Raw genomic sequence first — 23,505 nt, 5'->3', positions numbered from 1 at the left:
TTATTTCTGCAGCCGCTTGATACGTTCGCCCGGACTGATCACATCGGTCAGGCGGATACCAAACTTCTCATTCACCATCACAACCTCGCCGTGGGCGATCAGCGTGCCGTTAACAAGAACATCCAGCGGCTCACCGGCCAGCCGGTCGAGTTCGATCACTGAGCCCTGGTTGAGCTGCAGAAGGTTCCGAATAGGGATTTGCGTGTTGCCAACTTCCATGGAGATGGTCACTGGAATATCCAGGATTACATCCATATCGGGCGCCGGGCCGTTGCCCTGTGTCGGCCGGGTGGCCTGATCAAACTCTTCCATGGGGGCGGTCTGAACGTCATCCTTCTTTTCAGTTTCACCGGCTTCCGCCATGGCAGCCGCCCACTCGTCTTCCCCCGAGCCCGCCTCTGTGTGCTCGTCTTCGGCATCGCCTGACTCTTCCATAGCCGCTTCCCACTCGGCGGCCAGCTTTTCGTCTTCGCTGAGTTGCTGCTCGTCTTTTTTGTCGTCGTCAGCCATTGTTACGCCCTACTTTCAGTTGTTTCTTGACCTTGGGTAGCGTTGCCTTTTCATGAATCCTCAACGCCAGTTTTCCGTCGCGCGTTCCCATCGTGGCCTTGTATATGGGGATGCCGTTTGCCGTTACCGTCAGATGCTCCGCCATCTCAACCGGAATGATGTCGCCAGCCTTCATCTTGGCAATTTCACGAAGAGAAATCCGGCGGCGGCAAACCGTCGTGTTCACCGGTACATTTACATCCTTGATGTCTTCCTGCAGGGCATTTACCCAGCGTTCGTCAACATCATCAATATCGCTCTGGACACCCGCATCCAGAACATCCCGGATAGGCTCGATCATGGAATAAGGCAGGGCAAAATGCAGCTCCCCGCCACCGCCGTCCAATTCGATATGGAAAGTACTGACAACGACCACTTCACTGGGACTGACAATGTTGGCCATGGCCGGATTAACTTCGGAACTGAGATACTCAAAGTCCACCTTGAGCACCGCCTGCCATGCTTCGGCCATGTCGTGGAAAACCTGATCCAGCACCATCTGGACAATACGGGTTTCCGTTGGGGTAAATTCCCGGCCCTCAATCTTGGCGTGACGACCTTCCCCACCGAAGAAATTATCAACCAGCTTGAATACCAGCTTGGCATCCAGCACGAACAGTGACGTGCCACGCAGTGGACGGATCTTGCAGAGGTTCAGGCTGGTGGGAACATAAAGAGTATGAATATATTCCCCGAACTTCATGATCTGCACGCCGCCGGCGGAAACGTCGGCGTTACGGCGCATCAGATTGAACAGGCTGATACGGGTGTATCGGGCAAAGCGCTCGTTGATCATCTCCAGCGTGGGCATGCGGCCGCGAACAATACGGTCCTGGCTGGAGAGGTCGTAGGACTTTACACCAGTATCGTCAGTCTCTTCGTAAGTATCGATATCGCCATCGTCCACTCCGTGGAGGAGGGCATCGATTTCATCCTGTGACAACAAGTCCTGCATACGTAGTCCTGCCCCTGAAATGCCTTACCCGTCTCGGGTCCTATTGCACGACAAAGTTTCTGAACAGTACCCGCTTGATTGCGGGCTCGCCTTCCTGCTCCAACACCTGGTTGACCGTCGTCAACATCTTGTCAGCCAGGCCGCGACGTCCTTCTGGCGTCTGCAATTCGTTAAAATCACTGCTCCCCAGCACCATGACCAGCTGGCTGCGAATCAATGGCAAGTGTAACTGTGCAGCCGCCAGGGCCTGGGTATCCGTTGCCTCCAGTGCGAGGTAAACCTGGGCATACCTCTGCCGGCCCTGCGCCTGGACGGTCGTGACCAGGGCCTTTTGCAGCTCCACGTAGGTGCTGGGCTCGAAGGCCTCCTCGACAGTCTCGCCTGAATCCTCGTCTTCGCTACCCATACCTGGCAAGCTGCCATTGAGGAACCAGAGCGTCCCCATCACTGAAAGCACAATCGCAAGGATAACGACGATCACGACCATGATGATCAGCTTCAGTTTGCTTTTCTTGGCAGGTGCCTCTTCAGGCGCTTTATTTTCAGCCATAGTGTCAGCTTCGCCAGAAATCCGTCAGAGGGAGCGCTTTTCCGTGACTTTGGTGAGTTCGATGCAAAGGGCGGGCCAGATAGCCCACCCTTCCCGTTAAGAACCGCAGTTTAGCGCTGCCGGAGAGGATGGGCAAAACAGTTTGGAGTGAAATGCACGACACATTGAGGAGTGACTGGATGCAGTCAGGCAAAGATGTCGACTTCGCCTTTCCAACTGAGGTCAAGATTACCTGAACGAAGATCCGTATCGTCAAGATCAGCGTCGGCCAGCGTACCAGATGTCCCACGACCGCCACTCCCCTCACCGTCACCGTCACCGTCACCTGTAGCCTGTTCGCCACCCTGCTGTTGTGGTGAATCCGAAACATCAAACTGGGCAAGGGAGAGCCCCTGTTCACCCAGCATGTCACGCAACCGATGAGAATTCAGTTCGAGCTGGTCCCGAACCACCGGATTGGCTGCATGCACCGTAATGTTGGCCTGGTCGTGATGCATACGCACCTTCACTTCCATCGGCCCCATATCCGGCGGGGTAAGGTGAATCTCAGCGACCGACATATTTCGTGCTGTCAGCCAGCTCAACTTACCAACCATCTTATCGCCCCACTCAGCATGGCCGACCGGGACATCAATTGAGGTGGCGTATCCCCTGAGCGGCAACGAAATCTCGGGAGAAAGCTTTGCAGCATTGGCATTTGCAGCCTGTTGCGAGACCACCTCCATGGCCGACTGAACACGGGCCGAAGCCACAAGACTGGCGGAGGAATCTGCCGCCCTGGCGTTGTCAGGTGCCAGAGAGGCTGTTAGTGCTTCCGTGAGTTGCAGCCCCGAAGTAGCCCCCGGAGCACCCTGCCCCTGCAGGCCAGGCTTGCCATTAATCACACCGTTTACCGGACCGCTGCCCGGCACCATCTGAGCGAGCACCGCCGATAATCCGGACTTACTGGCAGGAACACCTTCCGATAAACCGGGCTTACTTGCAGGGACACCCTCGGCAACAGCAGCAGCTTGCCCATTTGCCGGCACCAGAAGCGTCTGCAATTCGGCAAACGTCAATGGTGTTGCGACCAGCTCCATGTCTCCGGAAAGCTCCGGAGTCAACTTGCCGTTCTCGACGCTGTCAGCGACTGTCGCTACAGCAGCACCCGGGGTTTCAACAACATCCTGAATAGCCTCCGTGTTTTCGCCCGATTCGGGGGGGAGGCGATCATTTTCGGCAGAACGGGGCTCTTTGACAGGTTGCGACTCATCGCTGTGCTCGGCCTTCTGTCGATCCAGGCGCTTCTGTTCAGCGCGAGATAATGACTCAAACCGGCTTTCACCATCTCCGGTTTCCTTACCGGCGCCTGCCTTTCTGGAACCGGTGTCATTCTGCATCCCTGGAGCGGGGGTCTGGGGAAGAACCATCTGGGGCATGGCAACCTCTTGCCGCTTTTGTCGAGTTATCGCCCATCATTGCCGGCTTTCAACGGTTTTCCGGGCGGTTTCCTCTTGGACTGCAAAAGCGGTGCCAGACAGCAGCCTAATATTTATCGAACCAGCAACCCCTCCAGCATATCGGCGACAGTCCGGAGCTCGGCCTCGATACCATCAACCATTGCAGACGCTCCCTCCAGACGGTTCTCCTTGCCGGCCATCTCGGCCGCAAGGCACAACTGCCCCAGATGCGGTGCACCTATATTGATACAACTGCCTTTGAAACTGTGTGCCATCTTGGCAAATGCATCCGCATCTTCCACTTCGATGGCCGCTCTCAGGCTCGCAACTCGCTCACGAGAGTCGCTGAGATAGGTCTGAATCAATACTTCAAATTCATCGTCCATGACGTCCTGAAGCTCGGCCAACGCTTCCTCGTCAAGGTGTGGCTTATTACTCATACCGCCCCCTGTGTTTGTACCTATCATGACTGGACTGCTGCCTCCCGCTCAGATACGGCGCCGGGAAAATGCCAATCATAAACAATTTCGACGTGATTACCCTGATGATGGAACGTGACGGATTCCGACAATCGTTTCAACAGTAAAAGTCCCCGCCCGGCATACCTCGCAGCGACCCGCGGTTTGTCACCAGACACCAGAACCGGATGGTTGTGGAAATCGAACCCGGGGCCACTGTCCTCACAAATAACACGAAGACGCCCTCCCGATGGTTTCATGGAATGGTGCAGGCTAAAGCGGATAAAGTGTCCTTCTATTCGACCAAGCCTGCGCCGTCTTTCCTCATAATAGCGGTCAAAGCCGTCCGACGTATGCTTCCATTCCGATGGTAACTCCAGCACACCGTGCTCCAGGGCATTGTTATAGAGTTCTGCCAGCAGGGTGTATATCTCGCCGCTCTTGCGCCTGAGGCCAGGAACTTCCATACAAATGTGCAGCAACAGTGGCAAAGGGCTGAAATCTCCGAGCGTGCGCTCACGAACCTCATAAATACAGCGCCACTCCGTGGGACCGGCCAGTGCCGAGGGTGGTACCCGATCCGGTAACACTGAAAAACCAGCCTCGTCCACCATTTCCAGACTGCACAGGGTAAGATCATCAGCATCCCCCTGGCTACCGGTGAACCGCTGCACGCCGTCGATCACCGCATCGAATGGATGCTGAGCAGACTCACTCGACTCAAGGGCGCGGAGGATACCCGCTTCTCCGAAAACCTCCCCCGCAGCATTCCCCGATTCCAGTACCCCATCCGTCATCATCAACAGACGATCACCCGGCACAGCGCCAATCGTATCCATTTCAGCGTCGAACTGTTCGGGAGACCTTATACCGAGCGGCAGATGCCGGGATGGCAGTATCTCAGGTTCGCCAGTGGAACGGATAAGCCAGCCATCCGGTAACCCTCCGTTCCAGATCTGCAGCTGATTCAACTTGAAGTCTGCCTCGATCATTGCGCCGCAACAGAACATGCCGGTGGGCAGAATCCGTTTCAGTTTCTGATTGATTTCTCTCAGCACATCAGCGCCATTAAAGCCTTTGCTAGCCATACCATAGAAAATCTCGGCCACCGGCATGGCGCCAATAGCTGCTGGCAAACCATGCCCGGTAAAGTCACCTATGAAGATCAGCATGCCGCCGGCCGGGCGCGGTGAGGCAAATAACACATCACCATTGAAGATCGATAACGGAGAGGCGTGGTACCGGATATTTGCCGCATCAAGACAGCCCGTGTGGGCAACATTGTCGAATACCCGTTTAGCAACCTCTTGCTCCTCCAGCAGCTGCCGGTTGCGCTCACGGATAATATCCCTCTGGTCAGAGAGGGTCTGGTGCATGAGCCGCATCCGGTTGAAGGCGTTAATCTTGGCTTCGATAATCACCCGATTATAGGGTTTGCTCAGGAAGTCATCGCCACCCGCCTCAAGGCACCGAGCCAGTGCGCTGGCCTCAGAGAGAGACGTCAGAAAGATCAGTGGCACCATTCTTTCTCCGGCCAGGGATTTGATCTGCCGGGCTGCCTCCATGCCGTCCATCCGGGGCATAAGAGCATCCAGCAGTACGATATCCGGAGTGGTATCTCTGAACAGGGCGACCGCCTCCAAACCGTTAGCGGCATCGAATACTCTATGGCCCAGTCGTTTCAGCAGGGTTTTCAGAATCAGACGATCACTGTCACTGTCATCGGCAATGAGAATTCGGAGCGGGCGATTTTCTGCAACAGACTCTTCCACAGTGGCCCCCGGCAGCATGCACGGATCACCGAATGGCGAACAGTTGCTCGAAATTGGATATTGTCAGAATGCGGCGAACATCGTTGTTGCAGTTTTCTATGGTGATGCGAGCGCTATCCCCACCCGCATAGTCCCGTAACAGCAACAGCATACCGAGGGCAGAACTATCGAGATACGTGGTCCCAGACAGATCCACAATGTAGTAACGGATGGCCTGGTCACCATGCTCGTAGGCGTCACGAAAGGCCTGATGGGTGCTAAAATCAAAGCGCCCTTCAATACTGATAATCAGGGTTTGACCATCTTCTCCGCGACGTGTCTGAATGGGCATTCCACAATCTCCGAAGGTATTCGATGAAGCGTTAATCCGTCAGATCAATGAGCGGCTTGTCTTCAATTAAGGATAGCCCAACGTATCTGAATTGCATCCGCTTGAGGTTGATACCTGGGAGAAGTCAGCGATGACGGCGGGTAAACGCCCGCCCAGCGGCATCATCCGAGAGTTTCTGGTCACGCAGATCCTGCTCTTTCTGTTCCTGCCGCCGGCAGGTCTCGATGTATTTTTCCATGCCCCGCCTGCGCTCCCATGCCTGCAGCCATTCCTGTCGCCGGGCCTCAAATACCTCTTCGGCCTGAGCCAACAGCGTCTGTTGCTGGCGAATCACCTGGTCAAGCTGGGCAATGAACGCCTGCCAGGCCTGGAGACGGCTGACCTGAACAACACCATACTGGCTGCTGCGGATCTGATCACGATATTCCTGCTGGTAGCGATTGAGATTTTCCACCTGCTCTCTCTGCTGATCCACCGCCTGGCGGGCTTCTCCCATGCGCTCAAGTGCCTCCTGTTCTTTTCTCTCTTCCAGGGCCAACACTACTTCGAGACGCCGGGACCTCAACATCAACCATTACTCCCGACGTTGCCGGCAGAGGGGTTGTGCACCGCCGATTTTCGGCGCTCGGGGGATCTGCGTTCAGGCACGACCGCCATCAGCTGTTCAATACTCTCCTGCAGCGGTGCACTCTCGTTGAGGCCTTGTTGCAGGAACTGACGCATGTTGCTGATATGGGCCATCGCAAAATCCGTCTCCGGATCAGAGCCTTTGACATAGGCGCCGACACTGATCAGATCCCGTGCCTGCTGATAGCGCGAATAAACCTGTTTGAAACGCTGTGCACGGGAAAAGTGTTCCGTTTCTGTCACCTGAGGCATGACCCGGCTTATGGATGCTTCCACATCGATGGCCGGATAATGCCCCTCCTCCGCCATCCGGCGTGACAGCACGATATGGCCATCGAGTATGGCCCTGGCAGCATCAGCGATCGGATCCTGTTGATCATCGCCTTCGGTCAGCACGGTATAGAACGCGGTTATGGAGCCGCCCCCCGGGCGGCCATTACCTGTGCGCTCCACCAGTTGCGGCAGCTTGGCAAAAACGGAGGGAGGATAACCCTTGGTTGCAGGGGGCTCTCCGACGGCCAGGGCTATTTCACGCTGTGCCTGGGCGTAACGGGTCAGGGAATCCATCAACAGCAACACCCGTTTGCCCTGATCCCGATAATATTCGGCTATACGCGTGGTCAACATCGCTGCACGCAGGCGCATCAAAGGCGAGTCATCTGCCGGAGAGGCTACGACAACAGAGCGTGAGAGACCTTCGTCACCGAGAATATCTTCAATGAATTCCTTAACCTCACGGCCCCGCTCACCGATCAGGCCCACAACCGTTATGTCAGCATCAGTGAAGCGGGTCATCATGCCCAAGAGCATACTCTTACCGACGCCACTACCTGCAAACAACCCCAGGCGCTGCCCCTGCCCGACGGTCAACAGCGAGTTGATGGCGCGAATACCCACATCCATAGACTGCCGAACAGGCGCCCGATTCAACGGGTTAATGATGTCACCGGTCAGAGCAACGCGGGCTTCCGCCTGCAATGGTCCTTTGCCATCCAGAGGTTCGCCGCTGCCGTCCACCACCCGGCCCAGCAACTGCGGTCCAACCGGCACACGGCTGGCTGCGGAAAGCGGAACCACCCGCGCGCCGGGCTTCAGGCCTTCAATAGCGGTGAGTGGCATCAGGTAGACCTTCTCGTCTTCAAAGCCAACGACCTCGGCCTCGACATTGCCGGTCCCCTGGCCCTGAATCACACAGCGGTCACCAACAACCATGGGGCATCCGACACATTCGAGTGTCAGCCCAACCATGCGGGTCAGCCGTCCGGAGAGCTCAGGTTCCGGCTCGCTGCCAAGAAAATCCTTAAAGCGGCCAAGACGATCAGCCAGGCGCGAGGTCATCACCATCACCTGTATCAGTATCATCACTCGAAGGGCTTTTTTCACCGCTCTGACTGGCATCAGGCGTATTCAGAATCTCCCGGTGAAAATCCGTCAGGTCCCCCATCAGCGAATCCAGTTCTTCGGATTCACCGGCCTCGGTCTCGCCCATTTGCTGATCCAGCATGCTCTGGACGGCCCGCTGGAAACGTTTCTCCACCGTGAAGTCAACCAGACTGTGCCGCGTTTCCACCCTGCAGCCGCCGGGAAGCACCGCGTCATCCTCAAAGACTGAGGCAGACGTTTCCAGCCGTGCGGTTACTTCTCGCACCAGTTCGCAATCGTCCGGGTGAATATGGATACGAATGTTCTCCGCAGTGGAAGGTAAGGCTTCCAGAGCCCGGCGGACCACCTTGTGAATCTGCGAGGAATCAATGCTCAGTTCACGAAAAACAACCGCGCGGGCCAGTACTGTGGTGAGATTCACCAATGCCGTTTCCAGTTCGTCCTCGTGGCGGCGGATAGGCAACAGCAATTCACCCAACAGGTGCTCAAGACGATCCAGTTTGGTGTCGATTTCTTTTCGGGTATCGTCGTAGCCCTCTTTTTCACCCTGCTCCCGGCCTTCCGCCAGACCAGTTTGTCGTCCTTCCTCCTGACCCTGCTCCCGGCCCTCAGCAAGTCCGGCCTGATACCCGGCGTCACGGCCCTCGTTGTAACCGTCTTCGCGCGCAGCCTGGCGAATCTCATCAATATCGGCGGCAGTCAGAGGCCTGACATCGCGCTCTTCTTCCCTCGCCACTTCATTACCCCTGGCATCCAGCAAAGGCAGCTCCCAGCGCTCATAGGCTGTCAGCTGTTCCTTGGGTATCCGATGGAGGTCCTTGGTGGAGTTTTTCATCACATCATTTCTTCGCCGGCACCGCCGAGTGATATTTCACCAGCTTCCGCCATGCGACGTGCAACGGTAATAATGTCCTTCTGGGCCCCTTCAACCTCGCTGACCTTGACCGGCCCCTTGGCCTCCAGGTCATCCTGCAACAACTCGGCCGCCCGCTTGGACATATTCTTGAAGATCTTTTCCTGAACCGCATCGTCCGCACCCTTGAGGGCAACCACCAGCACTTCGGAAGAAACTTCCCGCAGCAGCGCCTGGATGCCACGGTCATCGATGTCTTTGAGGTTATCGAACACGAACATCAGGTCTTCAATCGTGGAGGCCAGATCCGGATCCATGTCCTTGATGGAATCCATCAGGGTGCCTTCGATACTGCGGTCCATAAAGTTCATGATATCTGCCGCACGCTTGATGCCACCGATGCGACTGGTCTGGGCAGCAGAGCCACCCGAGAACTGTTTCTCCAGGATGTCATTCAGTTCCTGCAGGGCCTGGGGCTGGATGCTTTCGAGGGAAGCCACGCGCATCATTACGTCGAGTCGAACCTTATCATCGAGGGTCCCCAGAATTTCGGCGGCCTGGTCGGGGTCCAGGTAAGAAATAACAATCGCCTGAATCTGCGGGTGCTCGAAGCGGATAATGTCGCCGACGGCACGGGGCTCCATCCATTTCAGGGTATCCAGACCGGTGGTGTTGCCGCCAATCAGGATGCGGTCAATCAGACTGGCCGCCTTATCGTCACCCAGGGCCTGGGTAAGCATGGCACGGATATAGTCGTCGTTGCCCACACCGAGTCCGGTCTGGCCACCGACGGCGTCCACAAACTGGTTGAGAACGTGTGTCACGTCGTCTTTGCTGACATCTTTCATCTGGGCCATGGCAACGCCCACGCGCTGGACCTCTTTCGGGCCCATATGCTTCAGCACTTCTGCAGCGTCGGCTTCTCCCAGCGTCATCAGTAGAATGGCGGCCTGCTCCACACGTGGAATCTTCCGCTGCGATTTCTGCGGCGCATCAACGCTCTGCTGGCTGGTTTGATCAGTCATCGACATTCACCCACTGGCGCATGACCTGGGCAACCCGAGCCGGGTCTTCTGCTATCAGGCCTTTCAATGCATTCAGTTGTCTATCATAGCTGTCAGTGGCACCCGGCAAAAGCAGTTCATCCTGGGACGACATGGCCGCACGCAACTCATCACCACCTTCAATTTTGTCGAGTTCGCCGTAGCCACTCTCACCAAGATCTCCGCCGCGCTCGCGCTTACCGCTGCCAGACAGGCTTTTCAGGGTAGGCCTGAGCAGCCCGAGAACCAGAACCAGAATAACGAGACCCGCCAACACCTGTTTCATCAGGTCCCAGAACCACGGCTGCTCCCAAAAACCCGGTGTTTCAAACTCGATGCTTTCCTCAGGCGCAAAAGCGGTATTCATTACGGTCACGCTGTCACCCCGAGCCGCGGAATAGCCAACCGCATCCCGAACCAGCATGCTGAGGCGCTGAAGCTCTTGCTCCGGCCATGGCTGATAGCTGACTTCACCGGTCTGGGGATCAACCACTTTCATGTCATCAACCGCGAGCGCGACCGTCACTCGCTTTACCCGACCCAGTTCATGGCGAACGTAGCTGACAGTGCGGTCCATTTCATAGTTTCTGGTCGATTCCTTTCGAACATCCATTGGCTGGGATTGGCCTGCCTGGTCACCCTGTTCGCCACCATTCGCCTGTTCAGGCACCGTGGCGTTGGCAGGGGGCTGATTGGAGAGTGCCCCGGGAATACCTACAGGACTGCCACCCGCCACTCGCTGCTCAGTAAGCTCTCGCTCACTCCTGACAGCCTGCTGTTCCGGGTTGAACAGTTCCTCGGCCTGTTCGACAGATGAAAAATCCAGGTCCGCGGAGACCTCCGTACGATAGCGGCCTTCTCCCACAATGGGCGAAATCAGTGATGCCACCCGGCGACTCAGCCTTTCCTCAACCCTCGAGGTGTAGTCATACTGATCCTGCATCTGATCGGTTTCGCTCTGCCCCTCTTTGCCGGTCAGAAGGTTACCGTTCTGATCCACTACAGTGACATTTTCCTTTTTCATCATGGGGATGCTACCCGCCACCAGATTCACCACCGCACTGATCTGTTCCTGTTCGGGACGGCGTCCGGCAAAGACTTCCAGAAATACCGAGGCAGAGGGCTCGCGGGCATCACGGACAAACACGGAGCGTTCGGGAATCGCCAGGTGAACCCTGGCACTGCGAACACCTCGCATGGCGCCAATGGTACGGGCCAGCTCACCCTCCAGGCCGCGACGGTAGCTAATGGTTTCCATGAACTGGGATGTACCGAGGCCCCGATCCTGATCCAGCAACTCGAACCCCATAGTTTTCTGATCCGTCACACCTTCGGCAGCCAGCTTCAGACGGGCGTTATAGACCTGGTCGGACGGAACCAGCAATGCGCCGCTACGCGGATCCATCCTGTAATTAATCCCATTACTGTCGAGGATTGTGGTCACGTCCTGGGGATTGTATGAGGAGAGGTCGCCGACCACGGGTTGATAATTCGGCTCCTGTGCCCACAACACGACCGCAACACCGAGCGCCACGCTGGCCGCAAGGCCCACCATCAGGCCAACCTGCCGCAGCAGGTTCAGGCGATTAAAGCCAAGAAACATATCGTTTCCGCTCTCGGGCGCATCACTCGCCCGGGAGGCTCGAACGTTGGAGGAAGTGGTTTCTGCAGGAACGCTGGCCATGTCTCGGCTCCGCTATCAGATCGGCATGTTCATAATGTCTTCGTAAGCCCGAACCACCCGGTTACGTACCTGGGTAAGTGCTTCGAAGGAGACAGAGGATTTCTGGGCGGCAATCATCACGCGGGTAATGTCCACATTGGGATCCCCCATATCGTATGCCGTGCGGAGATCACCGGCGTTCTGCTGGAGCTCGCTCACGTTGTTCACGGCCTTGCCCAGCATATCGCTGAAGCTTGGCGTTTCCTGTGTCTCCTGAACCTGGCGCGGGCCGTCGATACGACCACGCACCGACTGGTCCTGCTCAATTTGCTGATTCTGCGTCATTTGTGAACGCAGTGAGCGGATGTCAGACAGAACGCTGTTAATGTCGGCACGCTGAACCATAACTCTCTCCCCATTCCTCCGTGAGCACGGACGGACTTACTCATGGAACTCTGTTGCAATCATAAAAGCAACGACCAGGCCAACTAGTATTTAGTCTTTATTTTCAATGCACTAAATCTATCCCGAAGGAACGGAAGATGTCATGCGACAGACTTTTGACAGCATCCGCGATTGCCGGGGGCGGACAGGAGACAGGATAAAAAAAGGCACCCTTGAGGGGTGCCTGTTAGAAGGTATCTGTTGTGGAGGTCAGGCCATTGCCAGTTCCGAATCAAGATCGATGCCAGCATCGCGCATCTGGGCCAGCTTGTAGCGGAGGGTCCGTGGGCTGATGCCAAGCTGCTCAGCAGCGCGATTGCGACGCCCACGTTCGTTCCTGAGCGTCTGTATAATAATACGGAACTCCTGCTGCCTCAGATCATCCCCCAGGGAGCCAGCGGCAAAGGCTTCCGGATCTGCTGTGTGCTGATCGCTTGCTGCCAGCGACTCATGCCCGTTATTGCCATCAGGCTCAGGCTCGCGAACCATGACCTGCTCAGGTGCGGAAGTAGCAGCATTCCGGGCATCTGGCGTGCCAGTAATGCCCAGTTCAAGACACAAATCACCGGCGTGTACCACATTTCCCTGATGCAACACCAAAGCCCGCTGAATGGCATTGTCCAGCTCACGGACATTACCTGGCCAGCCATGGTTCATTAAGGCGTGCTTTGCATCCGGGGCAAAAGCAACACCGGTCAGTTTCATCTTTCGGCAGTGCTGCTTCAACAGAGAAGTGGCAAGCGGCATAATATCCAAAGGCCGTTCACGAAGGGGCTGCCAGCGCATGGGAAATACTGTCAGCCGGTAATAAAGATCTTCCCGGAACTTGCCCTCTCGGACATACTCCGCCAAATCCCGGTTGGTGGTGGCGATAACGCGCACATCCAGGGAAATCGTTTTGCGACCACCAACACGCTCCACTTCTCGCTCCTGAAGCACCCGCAACAATTTGGACTGAAGTCCCAGGTCCATCTCGGAAATCTCATCCAGCAGGATTGTACCGCCGTTAGCCTGCTCGAACTTACCCGGGGAGGAAGCCACCGCGCCAGTGAATGCGCCTTTTTCATGACCAAACAGAATCGCCTCCAGCATATTTTCCGGAATCGCTGCGCAGTTTATGGCGATAAAAGGCTGATCGGCGCGGGGAGACTGCTGGTGAATAAACCGGGCCAGTACTTCCTTGCCCGTTCCGCTCTCTCCCGAAATCATGACCGTGGAATCGCTGCCAGCGACTTTCGTGGCCAACTGGAACATCCGTTTGCTCACCGGATCTTCAGCGACCGGCGCGTCAGAAGATTTCTGGCGAGCGCCGCCAACTACTTTACTCACAGCCTCTACCAGAACCTGAGGTTCAAACGGCTTGACCAGATAGTCGATAGCTCCGGCCTGCATGGCAGACACGGCATGGCTTATCTGACCATAGGCAGTGATCAGCATCATCGGCAGCCCCGGATACAAACGCTGCGCCTCTGCCAGCAGATCATGGCCTGACATCCCCGGCATATTCACATCACTGATAACCATATCCACCGGAGTCTCGGCCAGTCGCGCCAGCGCCTCATGAGCGTTGGATGCCTCTGTTACCCGGAACTTTGCCAGCTCCAGCGTCGTTACCAGCGCCTCCCGCAAATCATGGTCATCTTCAACGATCAGAATCTGGGCTTTGGCCATGGTTGCCTCCGATTAGTGGTTATTCTTCAATTGCGGCAATCGCAGCGTGGCAACCGCGCCACCCTGCTCGGGCGATTCAATGGAAAACTGCCCCTGATGAGCCTTCACCACCGCCTGGACCACCGCAAGGCCAAGGCCTGTGCCGTGGGATTTTGTGGTATAGAACGCCTCCATCAACCGATGCGCTTCAGACCGGGCAAACCCCGGACCGTTATCCACTACCCGGATGACCAGCTCACCGCACTCCGGTGCCACCTGCACCGCAACAGAGGTCGCGCCGGCTTCAAGACTGTTATTCACCAGGTTGGTACAGGCGCCAACCAGCGCATCCCGGTTGCACATCAAGCGACAATCACCAGACACGTCATCCCGAACCGAGACCTCAGTGCCCGGCGCCAGTTTCACCCCCTCCAGCGCAGATGTCAGGGCTGAAACGAGTGTTGCGCCAGACAGCTCCTCCGCGAGGCGGGTCTCCCCCCGCGCAAAAATCAACATGTCCCGCACCTGCTGCTCCAGATGCGTCAGACGGGACATCAGGCGGGAGGCGCAACGCTGACGCATCTCCTCGTCCAGGTCTTTCTCACTCAGGTGCCCGCCATACAGGATCGCGGCAGAAAGCGGGGTACGAATCTGATGGGCCAGAGACGCCACCATCTTACCCATCGCCGAAAGCCGCTGGGCATGAGCCAGCTGCGACTGTAATTGACGGGTTTCCGTCAGATCGGTCAGCAGAATCAACTGGCCCGGCTGATTCTCCATGGTCCGGATTTCAATACTTACCCGCCGGCCATCCTTGAGAGACACCTCGTGACCATCATCCCGGCGTGGCGCAAAGCAGCGACGAATCACATCCACCCAGCGTTCACCATCGAGAGGTTCGCCAAGTAACGCTATCGCCGCCGGATTGGTCTGCGTCACCACACCCTGACTATCCAGAACCACAACAGCAGCAGGAAGTGCGTTAAGCAAAGTCGACAACCTGTCGGCCAGTTGCTCCTTCTGCTCAAGCTCCTGCTGGCGCTGCAGCGACTCCTGGGTCAATTCACCGGACAACTGATTAACCCGGGATTCCAGCGTTCGGTACGAGTCAGTTATCTGCCGCGACATCTGGTTGAACAGCTCCAGGGCAGAATCCACCGCCTCATCGCCCTGCTCCGGAAACAGCGCCGTGACCTTGTCGTTAACGTCCGCCGCCGCATTAGCCTGCGCCTGACTTGCTTCGGACTGAGCAACAAAATGTGCCTGACTCATAACCTCGCCCCCTGACCGGCCCAACCAACAGGCCGCACCATTCGGATGATTCGTTTACGAGCCACGAAGCCAGCATCGTGCCAACTCGGTTTTTTTCATTAAATTCAATAAGAAGAGAAATCGGAAAAACCAGGAGTGACGATTTTACGTCGGTCAGAAATGACAACGGCGCCAAGGGTTACAAACCTTTGACGCCGTTCAGAACATACTTTCGTGACCCGCATCCACAGTTACCCCGGGCCCGTTCTCGCACCTTTAGTCAGGCATCAGGACTCTTCAGCCTCTTCTTCACGAAGCCCATACTTGCGAACCTTTTCCACAAGCGTCGTCCGCCGAATCCGCAACTTCTCAGCCGCCCGGGCAACTACCCCGCCGGCCTCATCCAACGCTTGCTGAATCAGCTGCTTCTCCAGGTTTGAGAGGTAATCCTTCAAATCAATCCCGTTCACCGGCAACAACGCGGGCGCATCAAGGCCGACCAGAGCTGGTATACCTGATGGCATGCCGGAATCCTCGAGGGGCCGATTCTCATCATAATCGTCTACATACCGGAACTTCTTCGGAAGCTCCTGAACGCCGATCACGCCATACGGGTGCATGATCGCAAGGCGCTCAACCAGATTGGCCAGCTCCCGGACATTGCCCGGCCATTCGTGGTGACAGAGACTCATGATCGCAGCCGAATTCATCCTCAAAGAACCGCGTTTCTCCTTCTCCATGCGCGATGTCAACTCATTGATCAATAATGGAATATCCTCCACCCGATCACGAAGCGCCGGCATCTCGATGGGAAAAACGTTCAGACGATAGTACAGATCTTCACGGAAGTTTCCGCCTTCAATCATATCCTCAAGATTCTTGTGAGTCGCCGCAACCACCCGCACATTTGCAGACTGGGTACGATTACTGCCTACACGCTCAAACGTTCGTTCCTGTAGAACCCGCAGAATCTTGACCTGCATATTGAGCGGCATATCACCGATTTCATCCAGAAACAGGGTGCCACCCTCCGCCATCTCAAAGCGGCCAACACGGGCGGTAATTGCGCCGGTGAATGCGCCCTTCTCATGACCAAACAGTTCGCTTTCCAGCAGTTCACCGGGAATGGCGCCACAGTTCACGGGAACGAAGGGCTTGTCCCTGCGAGAGGAATGATAATGGAGATTGCGGGCCACGACTTCCTTGCCAGTGCCGGACTCTCCGGTAATCAGAACACTGACCTCTTTATCCGCCACCTGATTCATCAGCTGGCGAACCTGCTGAACCTTGCGGCTGGTACCAACAAGGCTTCGAAATAACTGAAGACCACGTTGCTGACCACGTTCACGGGACTGGCTGAACTGATCGCGGTATATCTGGGCCCGGTACAGTGAATCCACAAATTTGGTATAGCTCAGGGGCCATTCCATGCGGGCAATAATGCGGGTGATGTCACTATCCGCCACCCCTTTAAGCGCAGGATCCCCGATCATCAGTAACGGCACACCGTCAACGGTTTTACAGACGGCCTGAATGCTGTCAGCTACCCCGTCATCTTCTCCGTTAATGACCACCACCCCAATATTACCAAGACTCTCGGCATCACCAGAGTCCACCAGCGCCAGAGCTTCGTCGCCAGCAACAATCTGCTCCTCACCAATGAACTCAAGAATCGTGACAATGTCCCGGCGTCTTGATTCATCCTCACTCAACACCAGCACGCTGTTATTTTTGGACATTCACAGAAATCTCTTGAGGGATTTGTGCGGTATTTAAGACTGTAAGCATCACAGAGTCAATTTTATGACGCTATTTGGGTCGATTTGAGGAGACGTTCTGGTAGGCCTTCGCAGCACTTCGATTCTGGTTCACACCCTTAAGTGAATCCCGGGCTTCATCGCGGGAGCGTGCGGCGCTTTCGTTAGCCGCATCTACAAACTGCTGCAGTTCCTTGAGCCTCAGACGGACCGGCTCTGCTTCGACCTCGCCAATCTCCAGCGCCTTCATCAGGGGCTCAACCGCCGGCTTGACCTGAGCATTGAGGCGCGCAAGTTGGTCCCAGTCCTGGTCGGCCAGGGCCCTTCCAAGATCTGCCATCAGGCGATCAAGGTAGTCGAAATCAGCCTGTCTGTCGGCCATGCCATATTCTCCTTCAGCGTATCGGCGAGCATCATCAATCAACCCGAACGGAAAAGGGCCGGCGAGTACCGGCCCTTTTCCATCATCTGCAGTCAGCGACGCGCAGCACGGCGGGCCGCCGACGCCGTGAATTCCGTGCCACGGAAGCGCGGACTGAAATCGTATGCCGGGAAACCGCGATCAAGGCCATCAATGTAGTAACGCCTGGCCTTCAGGTCGTATGTCATTTCCATGGTAGTCCAGAACACCGGCTCACTGTAATAGCTGATGTTATGAGCTTCGGACACCCGCCACAGATTTCCCTGCTCATCGTATTCTTCAGACGCCAGAATCTGCCAGCTGTCCTCGTCTAAATAAAAGACACGTCGGTCATAGATGTGACCGATCCCGGTGCGCCGTTTTGCTTCCACAACCCAGACACGGTGGAGTTCATAGCGGGTAAGGGCCTGGTTAATGTGGCCCGGGCGGATAACTTCACCGGCCTTCGCGTCGGCGCCGTGCAGCATGTAGGCATTGTAGGGAACGAACAACTCACGCTTGCCTTTCAGAGTCCAGTCGTATTGGTTCGGCGCACCATTATACATGTCTTTCTGATCGACGGACCTGAGCGACGACGAGTTCGGCAGGTCGGTCTCATAGGCCAGATTGGGCGAACGCCGAAGGCGACGTGAACCAGCATCGTAGCGCCAGGCCAGACGGGGAGAACGGATCTGATCCAGGGTTTCGTGCACCAGTGTGATCGTACCGGCCAGAGAAGACGGGGAAACAGTATCTGTCTTTAAATAGAAAATCTTGTTGTCGATTTCCTCCAACTCCGCGCCTTTCTTGCTGTACGCAAAGAAATACTCGTAGTCATTAACAACCGGGTTATAGGAACCATCAGTCTGCGGCGTAGCTGAGGCGCTCCGAAAGGCAATTTCCTCGCCCCGATAGCGAAGAATATGGTTCCAGATAACCTCCAGGCCATTTTTTGGAATCGGAAAAGGGCTGGTCATAATGGTGTCACGGACCCCATTACCGTTATCCAGAAGCTCAGCCGTCAGGGCGTTTTCCCGCGACTTTTCATATACATGCTCGGGGAACGCCGCTGTCCGTCGGGTCTGGTATACCGGCATAAAAAAGTCAGGACCATACTGTTCAAGCATCCTGATATGGCCGTCAGACAGCCTGTCCCGATAGAGATCAAGATTGTCTGCCGTGATCACAAACATGGCCTGATCATCAGGGAAAGGATTTACTTCTACTTCACCTTTGCGCCAAGTCTCCGGCGGTGTCTTGAGGCCCCCGGTCCAGGCGGGGATATTGCCCGTAGTATTCGCACCCCTTTCTGCGCCAACCGGTGTCAGCTTACCATCGAGCTGCGTGGCCTCTGCAGGCGTTACTCTGGACAGCACTTGCCCGGAAAATCCGAACAAAAACGCTGCAACACCAGCAAAAACGTGGTTCCGCATCTCTTACACCTCCAGAAATTCATGCAGTTAGACTGGCAACCACCAAATTAGGGGAGCCATGCCGTGGGGCCACACTGATCACCAGGTCCGCGGCCGGGCGCCTTTTTGCCAAATTCAAACGATCGTTTCAAGTGAATGATTGTTTCTTCTTGTGTAACGGAAGTGGTCACAGACTGGTGAAGAAATAGTTTGCAGGAAATGTTATAGTGGATGATTAATTTTCCGGGTTGAAAAGACCGCCTCGTGATCGCAGGTACCCTATGGCCTCACAATGGCATTCGCTGGTCTCACAAAAACTGTTTATGGCTCGAACCCTTCTGGGTTTGCTCGACCCCTCCATTAACTCCGCTGGCGGCCGAACGAACACAGAGGCGGAGCAGGCGTTAAGCCGGGAAGCCGCGATTCAGGGTTCTATTGAGCTGCTTCTGAGGTCTCGAACACTGCTGCTGGTTATGATCGCACGACTCTATCAATACCGGACAGAAGAGCCGGCCTCACTGAATGAGCTTGCCTCATTAATTGGCGAAGCAACCAGTGAAGTCGTGCGCTTACGCGAGTTCGAAAGCCGGGCCGGCAGCTGGTGGAACCACCTTGACCAGCTGGAAATGTCACAGAGCCGCCCACCAGCAACCCGGAAAACGGTCAGCGACGAGAATATTATTGCGGTCTCTGTAGATACCGGACCTGACCGGTCCGCAGCCTCACTGCAGAAGACACTGAGCGCAATGAAAACTTTTGCCGATGATCTGGAAGAGCAACACAGTGAGTGGTGATTGATCACTCAGAGGCGCCAGATCTCACCAACTGAAAGGTTTACCGAATGTCACCATCGTTTTTTGAAATTGTACAACTGAGCAACGGCGATTATGCCCTGCGCCGAATTGACGATGACAGCGCACCGCTAGTGAAGATTTCGTTTTCGGAAGAAGCCCGTGAAATGATGGAAGACCGGGATATGTCGGTTGCCAAGGCCATGATTGCAGCCGGCATCGAAGCGGTTGGCAATGTTGCCCATGACATTGACTGGGAAGAGGATGAACTGGAAGCTGCGGACGTCCAGCCTTCCTATACCCTTCACTGATCAACCCGCTCGGATTAGGTAAGAAACGTCCGTTCGGTCTGGCGCCGCGACTTTGCGCCGCCAGACTCTCCTGAATCATCGCTGACGAAGAACTACTCCGTGGCTGTTTCCTTTGGCAGACGCATTCTGCAGCGCCTCAAAGGATGTACGCCCAAGCTTACGGGTCCACATGACGACTGCATGGCAGGTTCCTGCACTCAGCGCTCTTTCGGCCAGTTGTTGAGCAGGATATTCGGTGGTGGAGCGAAGCACCAGTAGCTCACCAGCTACGATACCGTGCATTTTTTGCCACTTGCTCACCAGAGCCTGGGGCGGGTCAATCCAGGCCAGCCAGCGCTTTTCCTGATTCAACTGAGTCAGCATCGGAAGCAGCAACTGAAAATTCTCCACCTGCCCCTTTGGCAAGATAATCTCAGTCACATTACCAGCAACGGCCACATCGTCGAATTCATCCCTGCGTCGCGCACGGATGACAGAACGTCGCTCCGGTGTCGGCACCGAGTAGGACAGAGCACGTTGCTGATAAGCCAGATTCTGATTGAAGCTCAGTTGTTCCATGATTCACCCGCTTTCAAACTTGCTGTAGCGACCCGATGCGATCAGTGAAGATCAGAGCGACGGATCACACCCACTCCCAAACCTTCAATAAACAATTGTTGCTCGGTGAGATCGACCTCAATCGGAGCAAATTCCTCATTCTCGGCCACCAGATACACCTTCGAGCCTTCCTTGCGGAATCGCTTCACAGTGACCTCTTCTTCCCCAACCCGCGCAACCACGACCTGACCGTTATGGACATCCTGAGTACGATGAACCGCCAACAAGTCCCCATCAAGGATGCCGATATCCTTCATACTCATACCGCGTACGCGGAGCAGATAATCGGCGGACGGCGAGAAGAAGTCTGGCTGCAGTGTGACATGGTCTTCGACGTGTTCCTGGGCGAGAATGGGGCTGCCTGCCGCCACCTGGCCAATCACCGGAAGTCCCAGATCCTGCTCAGCCTCTGGCAAACGAATTCCACGACTGGCTCCGGGTACCATTTCAATGGCACCTTTGCGTGCCAAGGCACGTAAGTGCTCTTCAGCCGCGTTGGCGGAACGAAACCCGAGCTCTGCGGCGATTTCCGCACGCGTGGGTGGGTAGCCGGTCTCATCCAGATACCGCCGGATTATTTCCAGCACTTGGGATTGTCTTGCTGTCAGCTTCATCAAGCTACTCCATTACCGGGATAACCGGGTTTTGGACAGGTTTGAGCACCTTACCTGCCCCTGTTTTTTTATACAGTGATTTCACTATATACAGTGTTTTATCCAGTGTAAAGCCTGGCTTTGCTTTTTTCTGTCGGCGACGCAACCCCTTCTGTCCAAACGAATATGATATTGTTGGAAAACTTTTAGCCGCTTCTCAGGGAGTTTCATGACGCATCCCAGTGCCTGCAAAATGCCCGATATTCTCACCGTCAATGAAGGCAAGGATCGACGGGTCGGTATAGAAATCGAGCTGTCGGGTATCAGCTACGACGACCTGGTAGCGCGCGTGACGAAGTTTTTCGATGGGGAACCGACGCTGGTGTCCCGTTACGTCACCAAACTGGAAACCAGTCTTGGTACTTTTACGATTGAACTCGATTCGGACCCGATCAAGGAGCTGGATCTTGCGGATGACCGCCTGCCCGAATCCATACGGGATATTGGCGGACAAGCCATGGAGGTAATTGACGCGGCGGCTGAGCGTATTGTCCCGCTGGAAATTATCAGTCCACCGCTGGCCTTCAGAAAAGTCCACGAAATCGAATCCCTGGTGGATGATCTCCGTCAGGCCGGCGCTCTGGGTAGCCGTGAAGCGATTTATTATGCGTTCGGTCTGCAACTTAACCCCGAACTGCCCGATTTGCGTCCGTCGACACTGGTTCGCTATCTCCAGGCTTTTGCCGGGCTTTATGAATGGCTTAAGGCACGCCACCAACTCGATATCAGTCGAAAGTTGACCACCTACATAGAGCCATGGAGCACCAGGTTTACGGACCTCCTGATGGAGGATGATTATGCACCAGACCAGACCCAACTGATGCGGGATTACCTTGAGACCAACCCGAGCCGCAATCGCGCCCTGGACCTCCTGCCACTCTTTGCTCATCTCGATACGGATTTACTGCATAATTACGTTCATGATCCCCGCGTCAAGAGCCGCCCCACCCTGCATTACCGTTTGCCGGACTGCGACATTGACAACGTTTCCTGGCGATTTTCCAACGTCTGGAACGACTGGGTGATTCTGGAACAGATAGCAGCCAATGGCGCCGAATTGGCGGAGCTTCGGTCGCTATACCGTGAACGGCGTAAACTGAGCATCCACAACCTGACACACAGCTGGCAGGAAACGACAACCAAATGGTTGCAAAGCAAGGGTTATGTCTGATCAGGCGGGCACCAAAGAGGAGCTGCCAGGGCTGACTATCGGAATCAGTGGCCCGGCGAGAAAAGGCACTGCCCATCGGCTGATCAGCCTTGGGCTGAGACTGCATGGCGCCCGAACGCATTACATCAGGCCTGGCTCCCGAACGGACGTATCATTGCTGGACGGGCTCGTACTGTCTGGTGGCACCCACGTACATCCTGAGCGTTACGGACAGCAACCCCAGGTTACCGCCCGCTATGATCAAAAACGGGATTCAACTGATTACAGGCTTCTTGAACAGGCCGAACAGATTGGCATCCCGGTGCTCGGGATATGTCGTGGCGCACAGTTAATCAACGTGTTTCACGGTGGCTCCCTGTGCCAGAACGTGACACCGTTACGAGTGAATACGCGCCACCGCCCGCTGCTACTGCCGATGCAAACCGTAAGGCTGGTAACGACCAGCAGGCTCGGCCAGCTTATGCAGTCCCCCGTGATTGGTGCGAACCGGATTCACAGCCAGACCATAAAGTACCTCGGGCGCAATCTCAGGGTTGTCGCGGTAGACAACGACCTGTTCGTACAGGCTATCGAGAATACCCATGACCAATGGCTGATGGGGGTTCAGTGGCATCCGGAATATCTGTTATATCATGGGGGACACCGACGGATATTCAGGCAGTTCGTCCAGGCTGCGATGGCATTCAAGCTTTCACGCCTGGAACCGGAATCAGACGACGTCTGATATCAGCACCACTTCTCGAAGGGGAACTCTCTATGAACGGAAGGAACCGCATCGCCAGACTGGCTTTATCTTGCGCCCTTTTATTGCCGGGAATCGCACTCTCGGGCGAAGTCAGCCTGAGCGGACAGGGCAGCGTAAGCGTCAAGCCTGACAGCGCCCGTCTGCAGTTTACTGCCAGTGCGCAACACCAATTACCTCAGAAGGCAACTGAACAGGTAACCTCTAAGATGAGCCAATGGCGAGAGGCCATCAAGCAGTACCGGGCACAGCTGGAAGACTACTCGGACGCCAACGTAAACCTTTACAGTCGCATGGTGCCCAGTCCGGAGCGTGGCGAAGACCCGAGAAAGCAGGCCGTGGCATCACAAACAGTCAGTTTTCAGATCAGCGATCTGTCACTGCTGAACCCCCTGCTCGAACAAGCCCAGTCCCTGGGCCTGGATTATTACCTTGGTCCCAATCAGTTCTTTCACTCCGATCAGCGCCGCCTTGAACGCGAAGCATTGGCGGAAGCGATCGCCGATGCTAAAGAGAAGTGTGAGTTTGTTGCCAGCCAGCTGGAAAAAACCTGCGGTGATGTCGTCAGCATCAATGTTAATGGCGGTTTTCGGCCTGTGCCTATGATGAGGGCCGAAGCAAAAGGAGCCTCAGACACTGTTTCAAGTATCGGAGAGCGGGAGATTCAGGCTACGGTCAATGCAACGTTCGAGCTCGACTGATC

25 protein-coding genes are annotated in these 23,505 nt (G+C 55.7%); 5 read left to right on the top strand and 20 right to left on the bottom strand.

The window, feature by feature from the left end; all coding sequences use genetic code 11:
• The 18 genes from fliN to KFJ24_RS03400 all read right to left on the bottom strand — a co-directional run bounded on the left by fliN (nt 1) and on the right by KFJ24_RS03400 (nt 18,558).
• Nucleotides 1–510 (bottom strand): flagellar motor switch protein FliN, encoded by a 510-nt coding sequence (gene fliN, locus KFJ24_RS03485; protein WP_250829699.1) that lies wholly within the window; start codon nt 508–510, stop codon nt 1–3.
• Nucleotides 503–1,504, bottom strand: a complete 1,002-nt coding sequence (gene fliM / locus KFJ24_RS03480) for a flagellar motor switch protein FliM (protein ID WP_250829698.1) — start codon at nt 1,502–1,504, stop codon at nt 503–505. The genes fliN and fliM overlap by 8 nt, the downstream gene beginning before the upstream one ends.
• A 40-nt stretch (nt 1,505–1,544) precedes the next feature.
• The gene (locus KFJ24_RS03475) at nt 1,545–2,054 is read right to left on the bottom strand and encodes a flagellar basal body-associated FliL family protein (RefSeq protein WP_250829697.1); all 510 of its coding nucleotides are present in this window, start codon (nt 2,052–2,054) and stop codon (nt 1,545–1,547) included.
• Between the two features lie 185 nt (nt 2,055–2,239).
• The gene (locus KFJ24_RS03470) at nt 2,240–3,472 is read right to left on the bottom strand and encodes a flagellar hook-length control protein FliK (RefSeq protein WP_250829696.1); all 1,233 of its coding nucleotides are present in this window, start codon (nt 3,470–3,472) and stop codon (nt 2,240–2,242) included.
• Nucleotides 3,473–3,585: 113 nt separating this feature from the next.
• A complete protein-coding gene (locus KFJ24_RS03465) occupies nt 3,586–3,933 on the bottom strand; it encodes an Hpt domain-containing protein (protein WP_250829695.1) in 348 nt (115 codons plus the stop codon).
• 23 nt (nt 3,934–3,956) lie between these two features.
• On the bottom strand, nt 3,957–5,723 hold the full coding sequence (locus KFJ24_RS03460; protein ID WP_250829694.1) for a PP2C family protein-serine/threonine phosphatase: 1,767 nt from the start codon (nt 5,721–5,723) through the stop codon (nt 3,957–3,959).
• Nucleotides 5,724–5,748: 25 nt separating this feature from the next.
• A complete protein-coding gene (locus KFJ24_RS03455; protein ID WP_250829693.1) occupies nt 5,749–6,054 on the bottom strand; it encodes an STAS domain-containing protein in 306 nt (101 codons plus the stop codon).
• 124 nt (nt 6,055–6,178) lie between these two features.
• A complete protein-coding gene (gene fliJ, locus KFJ24_RS03450) occupies nt 6,179–6,622 on the bottom strand; it encodes a flagellar export protein FliJ (RefSeq protein ID WP_250829692.1) in 444 nt (147 codons plus the stop codon).
• Nucleotides 6,622–8,019, bottom strand: a complete 1,398-nt coding sequence (fliI, locus tag KFJ24_RS03445; RefSeq protein WP_250829691.1) for a flagellar protein export ATPase FliI — start codon at nt 8,017–8,019, stop codon at nt 6,622–6,624. The genes fliJ and fliI overlap by 1 nt, the downstream gene beginning before the upstream one ends.
• A complete protein-coding gene (locus KFJ24_RS03440) occupies nt 8,000–8,899 on the bottom strand; it encodes a flagellar assembly protein FliH (RefSeq protein WP_250829690.1) in 900 nt (299 codons plus the stop codon). The genes fliI and KFJ24_RS03440 overlap by 20 nt, the downstream gene beginning before the upstream one ends.
• Nucleotides 8,899–9,942 carry a flagellar motor switch protein FliG gene (gene fliG / locus KFJ24_RS03435; RefSeq protein WP_250829689.1) on the bottom strand — a complete coding sequence of 348 codons (1,044 nt, stop codon included), beginning with the start codon at nt 9,940–9,942 and terminating at the stop codon, nt 8,899–8,901. Before fliG ends, KFJ24_RS03440 begins: the two co-directional genes overlap by 1 nt.
• Nucleotides 9,935–11,644 (bottom strand): flagellar basal-body MS-ring/collar protein FliF, encoded by a 1,710-nt coding sequence (gene fliF / locus KFJ24_RS03430; RefSeq protein WP_250829688.1) that lies wholly within the window; start codon nt 11,642–11,644, stop codon nt 9,935–9,937. The genes fliG and fliF overlap by 8 nt, the downstream gene beginning before the upstream one ends.
• A gap of 15 nt (nt 11,645–11,659) precedes the next feature.
• Nucleotides 11,660–12,028 (bottom strand): flagellar hook-basal body complex protein FliE, encoded by a 369-nt coding sequence (fliE, locus tag KFJ24_RS03425; RefSeq protein WP_250829687.1) that lies wholly within the window; start codon nt 12,026–12,028, stop codon nt 11,660–11,662.
• Nucleotides 12,029–12,277: 249 nt separating this feature from the next.
• On the bottom strand, nt 12,278–13,738 hold the full coding sequence (locus tag KFJ24_RS03420; RefSeq protein WP_250829686.1) for a sigma-54-dependent transcriptional regulator: 1,461 nt from the start codon (nt 13,736–13,738) through the stop codon (nt 12,278–12,280).
• A gap of 12 nt (nt 13,739–13,750) precedes the next feature.
• Nucleotides 13,751–14,989 carry a sensor histidine kinase gene (locus tag KFJ24_RS03415; protein ID WP_250829685.1) on the bottom strand — a complete coding sequence of 413 codons (1,239 nt, stop codon included), beginning with the start codon at nt 14,987–14,989 and terminating at the stop codon, nt 13,751–13,753.
• 266 nt (nt 14,990–15,255) lie between these two features.
• The gene (locus KFJ24_RS03410; protein ID WP_250829684.1) at nt 15,256–16,707 is read right to left on the bottom strand and encodes a sigma-54 dependent transcriptional regulator; all 1,452 of its coding nucleotides are present in this window, start codon (nt 16,705–16,707) and stop codon (nt 15,256–15,258) included.
• A gap of 70 nt (nt 16,708–16,777) precedes the next feature.
• Nucleotides 16,778–17,107, bottom strand: a complete 330-nt coding sequence (locus KFJ24_RS03405; protein WP_250829683.1) for an SOS cell division inhibitor — start codon at nt 17,105–17,107, stop codon at nt 16,778–16,780.
• 92 nt (nt 17,108–17,199) lie between these two features.
• The gene (locus KFJ24_RS03400) at nt 17,200–18,558 is read right to left on the bottom strand and encodes a DUF1329 domain-containing protein (protein ID WP_250829682.1); all 1,359 of its coding nucleotides are present in this window, start codon (nt 18,556–18,558) and stop codon (nt 17,200–17,202) included.
• A gap of 260 nt (nt 18,559–18,818) precedes the next feature.
• Here KFJ24_RS03400 and KFJ24_RS03395 point away from each other — a divergent pair, with 260 nt between their 5' ends.
• Nucleotides 18,819–19,331, top strand: coding sequence for a DUF6586 family protein (locus KFJ24_RS03395; RefSeq protein WP_350455558.1), 513 nt, complete (start codon nt 18,819–18,821; stop codon nt 19,329–19,331).
• A 47-nt stretch (nt 19,332–19,378) separates the two neighbouring features.
• Nucleotides 19,379–19,639 carry a hypothetical protein gene (locus KFJ24_RS03390; protein ID WP_250829680.1) on the top strand — a complete coding sequence of 87 codons (261 nt, stop codon included), beginning with the start codon at nt 19,379–19,381 and terminating at the stop codon, nt 19,637–19,639.
• 75 nt (nt 19,640–19,714) lie between these two features.
• Here the strand turns inward: KFJ24_RS03390 and KFJ24_RS03385 are convergent, their stop codons facing one another.
• Both KFJ24_RS03385 and lexA read right to left on the bottom strand, forming a co-directional pair.
• The gene (locus tag KFJ24_RS03385; protein ID WP_250829679.1) at nt 19,715–20,197 is read right to left on the bottom strand and encodes a cell division inhibitor SulA; all 483 of its coding nucleotides are present in this window, start codon (nt 20,195–20,197) and stop codon (nt 19,715–19,717) included.
• Nucleotides 20,198–20,238: 41 nt separating this feature from the next.
• Nucleotides 20,239–20,853 (bottom strand): transcriptional repressor LexA, encoded by a 615-nt coding sequence (gene lexA / locus KFJ24_RS03380; protein ID WP_250829678.1) that lies wholly within the window; start codon nt 20,851–20,853, stop codon nt 20,239–20,241.
• A 205-nt stretch (nt 20,854–21,058) separates the two neighbouring features.
• Between lexA and KFJ24_RS03375 the strand changes: the two genes are divergently transcribed.
• Genes KFJ24_RS03375 through KFJ24_RS03365 form a run of 3 tightly spaced genes read left to right on the top strand, consistent with a single transcriptional unit; the run spans nt 21,059 to nt 23,503 of the window.
• Entirely contained in the window at nt 21,059–22,060 is a 1,002-nt protein-coding gene (locus KFJ24_RS03375) for an amidoligase family protein (RefSeq protein WP_250829677.1), read from the top strand.
• On the top strand, nt 22,053–22,784 hold the full coding sequence (locus tag KFJ24_RS03370; RefSeq protein WP_250829676.1) for a gamma-glutamyl-gamma-aminobutyrate hydrolase family protein: 732 nt from the start codon (nt 22,053–22,055) through the stop codon (nt 22,782–22,784). The genes KFJ24_RS03375 and KFJ24_RS03370 overlap by 8 nt, the downstream gene beginning before the upstream one ends.
• A gap of 32 nt (nt 22,785–22,816) precedes the next feature.
• Nucleotides 22,817–23,503, top strand: coding sequence for an SIMPL domain-containing protein (locus KFJ24_RS03365; RefSeq protein WP_250829675.1), 687 nt, complete (start codon nt 22,817–22,819; stop codon nt 23,501–23,503).
• The last annotated feature ends 2 nt before the right edge of the window (nt 23,504–23,505 follow it).

The sequence above is a fragment of the Marinobacter sediminum genome (assembly GCF_023657445.1).
GTDB lineage: Bacteria > Pseudomonadota > Gammaproteobacteria > Pseudomonadales > Oleiphilaceae > Marinobacter > Marinobacter sediminum_A.
Note: the sequence above shows the minus strand (reverse complement) of the source record. Positions and strands in the feature narration are given on the sequence as shown.